The sequence below is a fragment of the Sporosarcina aquimarina genome, assembly GCF_033253705.1.
In the GTDB taxonomy this organism is placed as follows: domain Bacteria; phylum Bacillota; class Bacilli; order Bacillales_A; family Planococcaceae; genus Sporosarcina; species Sporosarcina aquimarina.
Map to the genome: position 1 here is coordinate 487,196 of NZ_JAUBDH010000001.1, position 14,740 is coordinate 501,935.

Here is a 14,740-nt window from a genome sequence, read left to right on the forward strand (position 1 = left end):
CTTACCGCTGGTGCTTTTTGCTTTAGTTAGAGAGTAGACGGTGTTGATTGTAGCTGCAGCCGGACGCGGGCCTACAGGATGTAGGTCATGCAACCGTTGCCGCAGGACGCGGCGCACTTAGGTTGCTTCCATTAAAATTCCGCAGGAGTCGCCGGCTTTCGCTTTCATCAACGGAGCTTGTGGTGCATTACCTCTACATTCTACTGGGGGAGGGAGGGAAGAGAAAAAGATAAAAGATAAAAAAAAAAAGATAAAAGATGATGCCGCTACTAAGGGGCATCATCTTTTAATGGTTACGTATTTAATAATGGGTTAAAGAAACACTGATAGCAAAGCAATATCTAATTCTAACCGAATTCCCAATTTATAAGCAGATGATAACTACAGTGTCATTTTTTCTTTTATCTTTTCTTTTTAAACTATTTATATGTGGTAGCTATGTGCTTGCGTCGCTGTTGATTGAAGCGGAGGCTGGCGACTCCTGGGGGATAAGCGAAGGTTGAAGACCCCGCAGAAGCGAAGCGCCGAGGCAACCTAAGTTCGCGACGTCCTGTCGCAACGGTTGCATGACCTACGTCCTGTAGGCCCGAGGCTGAAATCTAGCCCCCTGGAAAGCGTCCAGCCATAGCGCAAATCAACACCTGTCGGTGTCTATGCTAGAGTACCAAGAACACAGCCCCTACGATAATCAGCAAAATTCCTGCTAGCTTACGCTTCGTAATCGGCTCACCTAGTAACACATACGACAAGATGAATGTCCAGATGTACGTGATGCTGGTGAGCGGGAACACGACTGTGTAGGGCATATAGCGTAATACGATGATGTTGAGGATGGCGCCTGAGCCATAGCTGAGTAATCCGACAATCAGCCACTTAACAAGAACCGGAAAGTCCTTCTTCAAATCAGTATCCGATGCGAGTTTCAGGAAATAGCCTCCAAACGCTCCGCACCAAGTCATGACGAGCAGCATCAGAATCAGCAGAATGTTAATGCTCGTCACCCCCGATCAACCAAACACCGGCTAAAATTAGCACCGTGCCGATTACGAGAGTCAAACTGATCGGTTCATCCAAAAAGCTGACGCCGTATACTAACGCAATCACATACCCGAGTGTGAGTAACGGATGAAGCACAGACAGCCGGCCGAATCGGAAAGCGACGGTCATCAGAACAGCGCCCATTCCGTAAAACACGAAGCCGACCCATAAATGCCAGTCGAACAAGCCGCCGCCTGCTGCGAGTTTCCAGAAAAACTGACCGGTCGCTGTGCTGAACGCCGCAGCGACCATCAAGGAGATTCCGAGAGGGGAAGTCGAACGCTTTTCAGTCATCCGTTTCCACTCCCATCGGTTCAAACTTCACGAAACTGATCAGGATGAACGGCAGCAGGATCATCGAATTAGCTAGCAAGTATCTAAAGTCCTGCGCAGGAATACCGACGAAGACTGCGCCAGTATTCAACGCAACCGGCAGCAGGAGCAGCCAAGCACGCCAGCCATTCCGTAAATACGCGATATACGTAAACAATAGAGCAAGCGCTGTATAAAACGCCGGACGCCATAGGAACAGAATCGCTTCATCGGATCCCTTTAAATATTCATACGTACGCATTTTCAGGCTTTGGTTAAGGGTTTTATTGACGAGACCCAGCTCGTTGTTGAGATAGATGTTGGTCGTATATTTACTTGTATAGCCGTCGTTTGGCTGATTCATCTGCCAGACGAGAGACGTTTGTTTGAACAGCGCACTAGTTGCGATTCCAGGGTTCTGCTTGACAAGCTTTAAATACATCTTGCCATATTGACCCCAGTCGTCGTAAATGACGAAACGATCGTAATCACCCCATGAGAACTTGATGGAGTCGACGCTGTATGGATTGTATTTTTCATGCCATTTTTCAATTGGGAACAGACGGTTTACATACTCGTACTGTTCTTTTGTCATGTCACCGTCTTCGGTCACAATCGCTGCCAGCTGCTGTGTCGGCAGACTGAGCATTTCTTGCGGATCGGAAGGGTGCACTTCGAGTTTCGTATAAACAGGATGAATGACAACCTGATAGGCCAAAATCATGGCAGCGGCGACAGGTAGGAGCCTCATCCAGTGCGCGCGGTACATCACGAGAATGAATAACGTAACAATCAGGAACACCGGGAACCCATTATGACGGAAAAACATCACCATGAATCCAGTGAGCGCATAGAGAGCAAGGAATGGCCATTTATCGAGCACACGTCCTGAAGTCCGCACGATGCGGAACATCAGCAGTGTGAACAAAAACAGTGCCGCGCTGTACGCAACGTCTTTCCATAATGTGATTGACGAAATTGCATGCACAGGGCTAATTGCGAACAACACAAGCGCAATCCAGATGAACGGTTGTGGAATTCGCGCTTTTTCAAGTGACCATCCAGCGAACCCGGTTGCCGCACTAATCAATACGATTTGGAAAAGGGCGATGATTGCAGGCGATTCCCAAATCTTAAGCAATACGCCGATCAGCATCGTATGGACGACAGGGTGCCAGTCCGTATACTGATGTGATAGTGCTTGGTCATACTGGGCAAGTGAATCGGGCGTCATTGCACCCGGGTAAAATGCGATCAGGAACATGAATGACACAATCAGCGATGGAAGTGCATAGAGCAGAATCTTCCATAGTGATACAGGCTTGTCCTCTTTTACTAAAGTAATGGATAAACACCAAGAAATGACCGCCGTCACTATTGCGAGCACTGCGAGAATCACGCCAAGCCATATAGCAAGGATTACAATCCAATGATTATCATCTAAGTAAGGCTGTTCGCCTCGGATACTGACCGTGACGAATAACGGGAAAAGCGTTCCGAAAATCCCATAACTGATTTTCTTTGCTCGCATCAGCTGTTGAAACATCGGCCAAAACTTGAATGCGAAGTAGAAGAAGCCGCTCAACAGAATCGCAACGAGCAAAATGATCCAGATGGCTGCGTTTCGGATCGGCATAAAGAAAAACAGGAGCGATGCGCTGGAATAGAGTCCTAATCCAGCGATCACTGCCCATCTTAGTATGGAAGAGGGCATTGGGTCACCCTCTCTCTGCGTATTCGCGTATACGGTTCAAGTGAAGCTCATAGTTTTTCCGGTGTGTGCCAGCAACAGTGTCCAAGATGAGTCCGCATGCAAACGACAGCATCGACAGCATGACGAATCCGACTGCGAGAATAGCAGAAGGCACTTTGGTGATGAAGCTGGATTGCACGTATTCAATCACGACTGGTGTTCCGACGGCTAAACCGAGGATCAGGAACAGTGCAGCCCATACAGAAAAGAACAGCATCGGTTTGTAGTCTTTGAACAGTGTAAAGATCATTTTCAATACTTTGGTTCCGTCAGAGATGGTGTTCAGCTTAGATTCGCTGCCTTCCGGACGGTCACGGTAGTCGATGGGAACTTCTTTGATAAGGAATCGGTTGTCGAGGGCATGTATGGACATTTCCGTCTCGATTTCGAATCCTGGGCTTGTGACAGGCATCGATTTGACGAACAGCCGGTCGAATCCGCGATAGCCGGTCATGATGTCCGTGATGTTGCTTTTGTACAGTTTGTTGATGAGCCCTTTGACGAGGTTGTTGCCGAATCCGTGGAATTGGCGTTTGTTTTCGTCGAAGTACGTGCCGTTCGAGAGCCGATCGCCGATGACGAGGTTGGCTTCGCCGTTTTGGACGGGTTTCAGAATCTCGTGTACGAATTCTGCAGGGTATGTATCGTCCCCGTCGACCATGACGTAGTAGTCGGCTTCGATGTCGCGAAACATGGAGCGGACGACGTTCCCTTTTCCTTGGCGCGGTTCGAAGCGGACGATGGCGCCGTGTTCACGGGCGACTTCGGATGTGCGGTCGGAAGAGTTGTTGTCGTATACATAGATTTTTGCGTTTGGCAGTTCTCGTTTGAAGTCGTCGATGACGTTGCCAATGGTGAGTTCTTCGTTGTAACAAGGTACAAGTATTGCGATTTCCATAGTGTGTCTCCTTTGGTCATTAAGCTACTGAGCATTTTACCATGAACGAGGATGATTATACAGGTTTGGATGATAATTGAAGTGAAGTTTGCTAATAAAATCTGGAACGGTGTTGATTTCCGTTGCAGCCGGACGCTTTCCCTGGGGCTCGCCTTCAGCCGCTTCCTTCGCTGCGCTCAGTCCAGGGTCTTCAGACTTCGCTGATCCCTCGGGAGTCGCCGGCTTCCACTTCAATCAACGGGATTGTTGAACCTCGATAGAGGTTGGTTTGAAAGAAATAAAAGAAAAGGAACAGAGCAGAACCAGTTCCAATAGTAAAAATAAATATGATAGAGTTCCTTTTCTATTAGGAGAGGAAGTTTAGTACAGCTCCCAGCATAGTAGATACCTTGTTTATGAGGGAAGTAAACCACGGGGCTTGCTATGTTTTGCTCTGGGTGGGGTTAGATTGTATACTTTGGGTAATAGATACATAAAAAAGTGGGTTGTTTAGGGGAGAGGTTATGATGATGGATGTGATGGAGCGGTATGAGCAGTGGTGGAAGGAAGAGCGGTTGTCGGAAGGGCTTCGGGAGGAATTGACAGCGCTTTCTGGAGATGAGAAAGAGATTGCGGAGCGGTTTTATCAGTGGTTGGAGTTTGGGACTGCGGGGATGCGTGGGCTGCTTGGGGCTGGGACGAATCGGATGAATGTGCATACGATTCGCCGAGTGGCGGAAGGATTGGCTCGGATGGTGAAGGAGCATGGTAAGGAAGCGATGCAGCGCGGAGTTGCAATTGCGTATGATACGCGTTACCAATCACAGGAGTTTGCGATTGAGACGGCGCGCGTGTTAGGTGCGCATGGGATTCGCAGTTTTGTGTTCAGCGAAGCGCGTCCGACTCCTGAGTTATCTTTTGCGATCCGTGAATTGAATACGTTCAGCGGTGTTGTCATTACAGCGAGCCATAATCCGAAAGAATACAATGGATTTAAAGTATATGGTGAAGATGGCGGCCAGCTGGCGCCAGAGAAAGTATCTGCAATTGTTCATCATATGGAAGAGATTGAAGATCTGTTTTCAATTCAAGCAGTAGAAGAAGACGAATTGAAAGCGGATGGCTTGTTGACGATGCTTGCTGAAGAGATGGATGAGGCGTATCAAACTCAATTGAAGACATTGAAGTTAGGGGAATTCCCTCGGGATGAGGTGTCGATTGTCTATACACCAATCCACGGAACAGGAAATATCCCTGTGCAGCAGGCGTTACGTAACTTTGGCTATACACATGTTGAAATAGTGAAGGAGCAAGAACAGCCGGATCCGGCATTCTCGACAGTGGAGTACCCGAACCCGGAGGAAGAGGATGCGTTACGTCTGGCGATCCGATTGGGAGCAAAAGTGGATGCGGATCTCTTGCTTGCGACAGATCCCGATGCCGATCGTCTTGGAGTTGCTATCGCGATGCCGACAAGCGGCTATGATTTGTTGACAGGAAATCAGCTTGGTGCCTTATTGCTGAACTACGTTCTGGAACAGCGTAAGCTTGCAGGGACATTGCCTAAAAACGGCGTCATGTTGAAATCGATTGTCACTTCAGAAATGGGACGTGCTATCGCTTCCGAATACGGTGTTGAAACAGTGGATACGTTGACTGGGTTCAAATACATTTCCGAGAAAATCGAGGAATACAACAACTCGGGTGATTATGAGTTCCTATTCGGCTATGAAGAAAGCTACGGCTATTTGATAGCGGACTTCGTACGTGACAAAGACGCTGTCCAAGCGGCATTGATCGCGGCAGAAGCGACTGCGTATTATAAGAGCAAAGGCAGCTCACTGCATGCGGAACTGCTCAAACTATACAAAAAAGTCGGCTACTACAGGGAATCCATGAAATCCATCACGATTCCAGGAAAAGAAGGCGCAGAAACAATCGCGCAAATTCTCGCGGAACTAAGAGCGAATCCTCCGGCTGAGCTGGCTGGTATTCGTGTCGCTCATATAGAAGACTACCAAACTGGTATCATCCGCTCAAACGAAGGAAGCGAACAGCCGACAGGACTCCCGACATCCAACGTCCTGAAATTCCGTCTCGAAGACGGATCGTGGTGCTGCGTCCGCCCATCCGGTACGGAGCCGAAATGCAAATTCTACATTGGGGTCAAAGCCGAAAGCGGAATGGCTGCAGTAAATAAGTGTGAAGCCTTAGAATCCGACATCATGGGTATCGTGAAGAAACTTTATTGATCTTTATAATTCAGCTCTTGCGAGCCCGTATTTGATACTTTTAAAAAAGAGACTGCCTGAAAAGTTCTTAAATGAACTATTTGGGCAGTCTTTCTTCAACTGGTAAATAATTCTGAATAAATTGTATGAATACAGTAAGCAAACTGACATGGTCCGTAATGCAAATGGAAAAAATGTCATAGGGCTGTAATGTTTACCATTAGCGTAATACCGGGTATAATCGTATAATAGATTCATATTCTCCTTAAAAAGAATAGAATCTAATCTCCACATCGAAAGGAAGATTCATAACCTATGAAAAAAACTACTAACTATTCTAAATTTGTTGCAACCGCTGCGACAGCAACACTCGTTGCGTCAGCAGTCGTACCTGCAGTTTCCGCTAAAGAAATGAAATTCTCAGACGTCAGCAAACGTTACACAGAAGCTGTCGACTATCTTGTAAACAAAGAGATCACTAAAGGGATCTCAGACTCAAAATACGGTACGGACATGAACATTAAGCGTATTGACGTAGCCATGATGATTGCACGTGCAACATTGACTCAAGAAGAAATCGACAACGCACCTAAAAATACATTCGGTGACGTTCCAACACGTGCGGCTAAACAAATCAGCGCATTGAAGAAAAAAGGCATCTTGGATGGTAAAACAACGACATCATTCGGTTCCGAAGCATCGATCACACGCGGTGAAGCGGCAATCATGCTTTCTCGTGCGTACGGTATCGAAGGCGACACAGCAAACGTTGCATTCTCTGACGTGGCACCACGTTACAAAGACGCAGTCGCTGCACTGGTCGATAACAAAATCACAGAAGGTAAATCCGCAACGAAGTTCGCAACAACGGACTCTATTAAACGCGGTGAGTTGGCATTGTTCTTGTTCCGTCTAGAAACTCTTGACGCAACACCAGCGCCTGAATATAAAGTGGACAGCTTGGAAGCAATCAATGGTACACAAGTCCAAGTGAAATTCACGGACACAGTGGATCCTGTCAGCCTATTTAAAGATGGCAAGATGGGGGCTTTCAAAGACGGCGTATTCACAATGTCTAAAGTTGGATCTTCTACACCTGAAGCAGGCGCATTAAAAGGAATGCTTTCTAAAGACGGTAAAACGTTGACTGTGACAACTGAAAATGTTGTGAAAGGCGACTACACTGTAGTGATCAACAATCTTAAAGCGAAAGATGGCAAAGAGATTGAGAAATTCACTCAAGTAGCAAACATCAAAGCGGATGCTACAGCACCGAAGGTTGTTACAGCGGATAAAGTGAATTCTTCACAATACCTTGTGAAATTCTCTGAACCAATGAAAACGCTTGGAACAGTTACGTATAAGAAAGAAGACGGTTCTGCTGTTGAAGAAGACTTGGCACCTGATTTCAAAGAAGGTGACTCAGAAGTTCTTATCAAATTACCTACTGATTTAGAAGCTGGCAAATCGCTTAAAGTACAAATGGTTGCGGCTAAGGATATGTCAGGTAATCTGATTTCACCAAACCCTGCAGAAGTTACACTGACTAAAGGACAGCCAGATGGAGTAGCACCTGCTATTGAAACGATCGAACAAACGGGTGCAAATCAATTCACTGTCAAATTCTCTGAAGCATTGAGCAGCAATCCCGTTGTAACGATTGGCGGAGTTGCGGCGAAATCAGTTGAAGTGAATCCAGAGAATCCACTGGAATATGTTGTAACAACTGAAGGGAACTTAACAACTGCACAAACTGTCGTTGTAAAAGACTTTGAAGATTTAAGTGGACAAGCTGGAACGACCTACTCTAAAGTGGTAACTTTCACTGAAGACACTGAAGCACCGGTTGTTACTTCCACTAATGTAGTTGCAGATTCTGAAGATAAGCAACAATATGTTGAATTCACGTTTGACAAAAATGTAAATCTAGAAGATGCAACTATGGCAGCTTCTGGTAAATACGTGAAAGACTATGTGACAAAAGCAGGTTTAGAATTTGCGGCAACACCGGTTGCTTACAAATCGGAAGACGATCATAAAGTGGTTCGCGTACCAGTGAAGACATTATTGACTGGCAACGATGTTGAGGGTGCAGCCTATGAGTTGACGTATAAGTTGGAAGGCATTAAATCGGTTGCTAACAAAGACTTGAAAGAGAAAACAGGTCAGTTGAAATTCACTCGTGCGGCAGATGGTAAGCCTGAAAACACAAATGTAGTAACAGTTGAAAAGCCTGTTCTGGACGTGTCGGATAACAACAAATTGATCGTTACCTTTGACCAAGCGGTAGATGGGGCATCAGCTGTCAATAAAGAGAACTATACGATCGATGGAGCTACGATTAAAGATGTAACGCTACTTCCTGTCGCTGAAAGCGGTAAACAACAAGCGGTACTGAACTTGACTCCTGGCTCAAGTACATTCAACGGTGAGCGTGCAATGACGATCAAGAATATTAAAGCATTGGGCTCAACGAAAACAATGGATACTTGGAGTGGCACTGTCAACTTGAAAGAGAATATCGCGCCAACTGTTGAAACAGCTAAATTGACAGATACTAAAGAAATTACATTGACGTTTACTGAAGCAGTGAATGGTGCGGCAGCGAATGACTTTGAAGTTCTAGTGGAAGGACAATCTATGGCAACTCCATTGAAAGTCAATGCAGCAGTTGAAAATGGCACGAAAAAAGCGATTATCAAACTTGACGCTGCGATTACAACTGAACAAATCAACAAAGGTATCACTTTGAAGCCTGTTGAGACTATGGATATTAAAGATGTAAATGGAAATATGCTGTCAGTACCAGCTAACATTACGGTTACTCGATAAGTAATTCAGAAAAGGCTCTCCGCGAAAGCGGAGAGCCTTTTCAATTTCTATTAAAAAATCAATCAATACTTCGGTGGAATCGCCCTACCTTCAGCATCCCGATCCTCCGCATGACGCTGCTGCTGCACCACATCGTTGTTCTCCGGAACGATATACCCGCCTAAGTCCATCTTCTCTGTGACAGGGGAAGTCAGATCGCCTTTATCATGATCCATCGTATCCCAGAAATCACCTTTGTCGACATACATCAGAAAGGCACCGTGTTCAACCGCAGCAAGATAACGGTCCATTTCGTCTTGTGTCAAATCCATCTGGGTTAACGCTTTCCGTGCAGGCTGTTCATCGGATAAAAACGATGTGAACTTATCCCACCACGAAGCATCCGCAGTTTGAATTTCGGCATCCGTACGTCCGCGAACGATGGAGACATCTTCTTTGTCCTTCGTCACGACATAGATATTATCTTCTGCGATGCCGTTTCTGTGCAGTTCATGGATTTTGTCCAATAACTCATTTTCACTATGGAACACTCCAGCAAATTCTCGATTCATCTTCAATTTCCTCCATTCGAATTGGGTTGGTGAACTAGATTGCTTTGTTTATAGATACCCCTTCCGCACAACCCAAAACAAACCGTGCAATACTTATAGTTCTTCTGAACGGTCATTGCGGTGGTATTCGGAGAACTGGATGACTCGGACATTTGCCGTATTCAACTCGTGATAGATCTCCCGGCTGTCCCAGAAGGAGATATAGCGGTCCCGTTCACTCGCGAGTAATGCAATGACATCCTCCGCGGAGTCGAAATGGACAAACCGCCGGATGTAATGTTCTTCGTCGAAGAAGTACGTGATTTTGAATTCTTTCATAGTCTATCATCCTTTCTGATGTAACAAAAAACGGGCAGCTTGCGATAGACGCAGGCTGCCCGTTTCGTTCAGCCCCCAGTCCGCGATGTTTGCGAGTTGGAACGAAAAAGTTCAATGATTTTAACGATGAGTAAGAATACCAGTGCGCCCGACATGTCGAGCAAGACATCTTGCCAAGTTGCGGTCCGTCCACCGGTTAGTGATTGGTGGAATTCGTCTGCAGAAGCTGCGGTGAATGTGAGGAAAGCGGCTAAGAAGAAACGAAGACGGAACTTTGGTAAGAGCCAGTAGAACACAGCGGCGAGTGCACCGAATGTGAAGAAGTGCGCGCTTTTACGTACAAGAAATTCTAAGAAGTAGTAGTATCCGCGTTCTTCGACCGAGATGGTTTTTCCCCAGTACGGAATTTGCAGTTTGGACAACGGTTGTTCAAGAGGCTGATTCGGCAGGAGTTCCTGCAGTTTCGGAACAATCGTCTGCTGCTCATATGTTTGACTGGAGGAGATGGAAAGTCCTACGATAATGCCAATGAGTAGTACAACAACAACAAGTTTTTTCATGGTGCGAGTATACCATATTTGGGAGTGCATTGAAAAATTATCTGTGAAGTCTGAGACGCCATCCGCGCACCACGGCGGATTGTGACTCAGGCTACGCCTGAAATAGAATCCAATCGCACAGAGTAGGAGAATGCATACATGCCGCAATGGTTTTGGAATGAATAACCCAGAGTGTATTATGCTAACGCTTGGCGCTGGAGGATGCCTCCCGCAATGAGCCAAGGAAAGTGCGCCTTGTCTCATTGCTTCGGCGACCTCTGCAGACGCCTGCGCTGGCAGATTCCACTGAAATTTGAGAGTACCTATCTCCATAAAAAGAGGAGGGAGAGAGGCATACCTTACGGTATGTTTTTTTTAGTGCGATACCTTGCGGTATTTAGTTCATAAGTGAATCCTTTGCATACAATATCCGTTGATCGAAGTGGAAGCCGGCGACTCCCCAGGGATCAGCGAAGTCTGAAGACCCTGGACTGAGCGAAGCGAGGGAAGCGGCTGAAGGCGAGCCCCTGGGAAAGCGTCCCGCTGCAACGTAGATCAACCCTGTCCCATAAGCCACTATTACAGTGAGTTTACATTTCAATTTAGTTAGTTAGCATAGGTCTATTTCAGGGAATAGAATAGAACCTATATTGAATGAAATGAGGGGCTCTTATGAAACGGCTAATCTATTTGGATTGGCTTCGGATTCTTGCGGCACTTGCGGTAGTGACGATTCATGTATCGGCAGGTGTGGTAATGGATGATGCACAAAAATATGAAAGTCCATGGATGGCAGGGAACTTTTTCGAATCCATTTCTAGATGGGCAGTGCCGATGTTTGTCATGATTAGTGGTGCACTCATGTTAAGCAGCAAGAAGCAAATTAGCACAGCGATGTTCTTGAAGAAAAAATTAGCAAAAATCCTAATCCCGCTGTTTGCATTCAGCGTAATCTATTATGCGAATGAAGTGCGTAAAGGAGAGATTTCATACTCAATTGGTGACTTCATCAAACGGTTAGCGACCGATGATATTATGTACCACCTTTGGTTTCTTTATATGATTGCCGGTCTTTATCTGATTACGCCGTTGTTGAAAATACTGATTCAAAACGCGAAGCGGAAAGACATTGAATACTTCATAGTTCTTTGGCTGTTTGCTTCTGTTATCTCCAAAGCAATAGAATACTTCATAGGTTATACATTTAAAATCGAATTGTTCTTTGCGACACATTACATAGGCTACTTTGTATTGGGGTATTACTTGTTTACGTACGACTTCCGCGCAAGGTGGAGAGTTCTGATGTATATCGGAGGGGTTGCCGGGTGGGTGACGACTTTTTTCATGACGTATCACGAGTCTCTCAAAATTGATGAACCGCTGGAACAGTTTTGGTATGATGAACATTCGCCGAACGTTTTACTTACGGCGGTGGCACTTTTCATGCTGTTCAAATCCACTAAGATTGGTGAAGTGAAGCTCCCGTGGATTGGTAAAGTGATTAGCGAAGCGAGTTTTGGTATCTATCTGATCCATGTGCTCGTGATGCAGACACTTTACGAAAAGTTTGAGTTTGTGTGGTTTAACTTGCATCCGGTAGTTGGTATTCCGTATAAGACAGTATTAGTTGTATCGATTAGTACAATTCTGGTAATTATCATTAAGAAAGTACCTGTGCTGCGGGGGATTATACCTTAAAGTCCAAAAGTTAATTAAATTATTAATAAGATGAATCCCCTTATTATGTAAGTGAGTTCACGTTCGCTTTAAGAACATAATCACTTACTTATATCAAATAAGTTTGGGATGCTAATAACAGCTATCCCGAAGTGTTTCAATATAAACATTCCTTATATTAAAATGTTATAATTTGATGAATCATAAACTTCAGCAAAAACTTACTGTACGAACTATGTGGAAGTAAAATAAACAGAGAGTGCATCACTCGTTACCAAATTATTTAGTGATTCAGGAATAGCAATTGCGAATCGATCAGCTTTCAGAGTGATGATTTCTAATTTATCAAAATGCATTTTAATGTGTCTTCAGGCACATTTTTTTATGAGTAAAATAACGGTTGTATCAAGAAAACGTAAAGATGGAAAAGTAGTTGGGTTTTCATCATAGATTGTGTCTTACTTTTATCATCAGATCTAATTTAACCGTAAACTTCTTTAACTTTTTATTGCAATGTCTTTGTGTGTTTACTTTTTTAAGAGGTCCTATTGAAAAACAAATCTGCAATACAAAATATTGCTACTATGTTTGATGAAACAAATTATATTTGCCTTAAAGTCCGCTTTATTACTAATAAAGATCTTTGTGATTCCGAATTTTCAGTAATCTGTATATTAATCTTGTTACAAATGTGCTATACTATTTGAAAGATTTAACATTCAATTCGAGATGAGGATTGAACATTTCATGGAAGAAACTATCAGCCTACCAGAATTATTTAACATACTGAAAAAATGGTTTTTCATGATTCTTATGATGATGATTTTTGCGGTTACGATAGTAGGTGTAGTCAGTTATTTGGTCCTGACTCCTGTCTATCAAGCATCTACGCAAATACTTGTCAGCCAAGACAAAGTAGAGCAGCAGCCGTTTAACTCACAGGACATCCAGACCAATTTACAGCTTATTAATACATACAACGTCATTATTAAAAGTCCTGCTATCCTATCAATTGTCTTTAAAAAACTCGATATGGATACAACTCCTGCAGCACTTACTTCAAAGATTACTGTAGACAGTGCACAAAATTCTCAAGTCATTAACATCAGTGTGACAGACACAGAACCGTTTAAAGCTGTGGATATTGCGAATACGACAGTTGAAGTGTTCAAAGAAGAAATCCAGAAGTTGATGAAAGTCGACAACGTGAATATTTTATCACCTGCAGAGATGGCAGAAAACCCAACACCTGTTAAACCGAATCCTAAACTGAACATGGCCATTGCTGCAGTTGTCGGTTTAATGATCGGTGTCGGAATTGCATTCTTATTGGAATACTTAGATACGACGATTAAAGGGGAACAAGACGTAGAAGAGCTACTCGAACTACCGATCCTTGGTCTTGTCAGTCCGATTTCTGAAAAAGAAATGCCGACACAGGCTTCAAGACAGCGAAGGAAGAAGAGGTGATGACTTTGTTTAAGAAAAAGAAAAAGCCACTTCAAAAGGCGGCTCGTAAGCTGATTACAGTCGACAATACGAAATCGATTATTTCAGAACAGTTCCGTACGGTGCGGACGAATATTCACTTTTCCACTGCGGACAATGATTTAAGAAGTATCTTGATCACGTCTTCTTCACCGAGTGAAGGGAAGTCGACTTGTGCTGCGAATATTGCGGTTGTGTTTGCGCAAGAGGGTAGGAAAGTGTTACTGATTGACTCGGATATGCGTAAGCCGACGATGCATCATACGTTTCGTTTGAATAATGGAACGGGTCTTTCTTCTGTGTTGACGCGTCAAGCGGAAATTGCCGATGTGGTGATGGATACTGCTATCGAAAATCTGCATGTTATGCCATGCGGTCCGATTCCGCCTAACCCGGCGGAGTTGATTGGTTCTCAGACGATGAAAGCGCTGATTGAGCAGTTGAAGCTAGAGTTTGATTTGCTTGTATTCGATGCGCCGCCGTTGTTGTCTGTGGCGGATGCACAGATTTTGTCCAATGAGTGTGATGGGACGATTTTGGTTGTGGATACGGGTTCTACTGAGAAGGATAGTGCGCTGAAGGCGAAGGAGACGTTGCAGTCGGCGAATGCTAGAATACTAGGTGTGCTGATGAATAATTACGCGTTGGCGAAGGATCATTATTATTATCAATATTATGGCACGTCAGAGTAAGAGGGCATCCGTGCCTTCTTGCTTTTTTAAATTGTAGAGGATAAATTAACGGTGTTGATTTCCACTTCAGACCGACGCTTTCCGCGGGCTCAATCTGAGCCTCCTCGCTCGCTTTGCTCCCTGCGGGGTCTTCGATCTTCGCTGATTCCGCAGGAGTCGCCGTCTTTCGCTACAATCAACAGCGATACTGGTAATAAATAGAGTTACATGGAAAATGAGTGTCCTCACTACTCCAAGGGGGGAGAGAGGCATACCTTGCGGTATGTTTTCTAGTTCTTTCTTCAAAGAAATTAGCAATGCAAACACTATCCGTTAATCGAAGTGGAAGCCGGCGACTCCCGAGGGATCACTAAGGAAACAACCTAAGTGCGCGGCGTCCTGCCGCAACGGTTGCATGACCTACATCCTGTAGGCCCGTGTCCGGCTGCAACG

At 44.8% G+C, this 14,740-nt stretch carries 13 protein-coding genes; 5 read left to right on the forward strand and 8 right to left on the reverse strand.

From position 1 onward, the window contains the following. Positions 1–656: 656 nt before the first annotated feature. The 5 genes from QT716_RS02275 to QT716_RS02295 all read right to left on the reverse strand — a co-directional run bounded on the left by QT716_RS02275 (position 657) and on the right by QT716_RS02295 (position 4,235). On the reverse strand, positions 657–1,001 hold the full coding sequence (locus QT716_RS02275; protein WP_317934148.1) for an EamA family transporter: 345 nt from the start codon (positions 999–1,001) through the stop codon (positions 657–659). Beyond that, on the reverse strand, positions 988–1,332 hold the full coding sequence (locus tag QT716_RS02280; protein WP_317934150.1) for an EamA/RhaT family transporter: 345 nt from the start codon (positions 1,330–1,332) through the stop codon (positions 988–990). The genes QT716_RS02275 and QT716_RS02280 overlap by 14 nt, the downstream gene beginning before the upstream one ends. Next, a complete protein-coding gene (locus tag QT716_RS02285; protein WP_317934151.1) occupies positions 1,325–2,986 on the reverse strand; it encodes a DUF6020 family protein in 1,662 nt (553 codons plus the stop codon). Before QT716_RS02285 ends, QT716_RS02280 begins: the two co-directional genes overlap by 8 nt. Positions 2,987–3,068: 82 nt before the next feature. Then, positions 3,069–4,001: a glycosyltransferase family 2 protein gene (locus QT716_RS02290; protein WP_317934153.1), complete on the reverse strand. Its 933-nt coding sequence runs from the start codon at positions 3,999–4,001 to the stop codon at positions 3,069–3,071. Positions 4,002–4,037: 36 nt separating this feature from the next. Next, positions 4,038–4,235 carry a hypothetical protein gene (locus tag QT716_RS02295; RefSeq protein ID WP_317934154.1) on the reverse strand — a complete coding sequence of 66 codons (198 nt, stop codon included), beginning with the start codon at positions 4,233–4,235 and terminating at the stop codon, positions 4,038–4,040. Positions 4,236–4,510: 275 nt separating this feature from the next. Between QT716_RS02295 and QT716_RS02300 the strand changes: the two genes are divergently transcribed. Both QT716_RS02300 and QT716_RS02305 read left to right on the forward strand, forming a co-directional pair. Next, positions 4,511–6,232 (forward strand): phospho-sugar mutase, encoded by a 1,722-nt coding sequence (locus QT716_RS02300; RefSeq protein WP_317934230.1) that lies wholly within the window; start codon positions 4,511–4,513, stop codon positions 6,230–6,232. A 294-nt stretch (positions 6,233–6,526) separates the two neighbouring features. Beyond that, positions 6,527–9,043, forward strand: a complete 2,517-nt coding sequence (locus QT716_RS02305) for an S-layer homology domain-containing protein (protein WP_317934155.1) — start codon at positions 6,527–6,529, stop codon at positions 9,041–9,043. A 62-nt stretch (positions 9,044–9,105) separates the two neighbouring features. Here the strand turns inward: QT716_RS02305 and QT716_RS02310 are convergent, their stop codons facing one another. The 3 genes from QT716_RS02310 to QT716_RS02320 all read right to left on the reverse strand — a co-directional run bounded on the left by QT716_RS02310 (position 9,106) and on the right by QT716_RS02320 (position 10,472). After that, positions 9,106–9,594 carry a general stress protein gene (locus QT716_RS02310; protein WP_317934156.1) on the reverse strand — a complete coding sequence of 163 codons (489 nt, stop codon included), beginning with the start codon at positions 9,592–9,594 and terminating at the stop codon, positions 9,106–9,108. A gap of 93 nt (positions 9,595–9,687) precedes the next feature. Next, entirely contained in the window at positions 9,688–9,912 is a 225-nt protein-coding gene (locus tag QT716_RS02315) for a hypothetical protein (RefSeq protein ID WP_317934158.1), read from the reverse strand. Between the two features lie 68 nt (positions 9,913–9,980). Then, on the reverse strand, positions 9,981–10,472 hold the full coding sequence (locus QT716_RS02320) for a VanZ family protein (protein WP_317934159.1): 492 nt from the start codon (positions 10,470–10,472) through the stop codon (positions 9,981–9,983). Positions 10,473–11,123: 651 nt separating this feature from the next. Between QT716_RS02320 and QT716_RS02325 the strand changes: the two genes are divergently transcribed. The 3 genes from QT716_RS02325 (at position 11,124) to QT716_RS02335 (ending at position 14,308) form a co-directional block, all read left to right on the forward strand. After that, positions 11,124–12,149: an acyltransferase gene (locus tag QT716_RS02325; protein ID WP_317934160.1), complete on the forward strand. Its 1,026-nt coding sequence runs from the start codon at positions 11,124–11,126 to the stop codon at positions 12,147–12,149. A 726-nt stretch (positions 12,150–12,875) separates the two neighbouring features. Next, on the forward strand, positions 12,876–13,598 hold the full coding sequence (locus tag QT716_RS02330) for a YveK family protein (protein WP_317934162.1): 723 nt from the start codon (positions 12,876–12,878) through the stop codon (positions 13,596–13,598). Beyond that, positions 13,598–14,308, forward strand: coding sequence for a CpsD/CapB family tyrosine-protein kinase (locus QT716_RS02335; protein ID WP_317934164.1), 711 nt, complete (start codon positions 13,598–13,600; stop codon positions 14,306–14,308). Before QT716_RS02330 ends, QT716_RS02335 begins: the two co-directional genes overlap by 1 nt. The last annotated feature ends 432 nt before the right edge of the window (positions 14,309–14,740 follow it).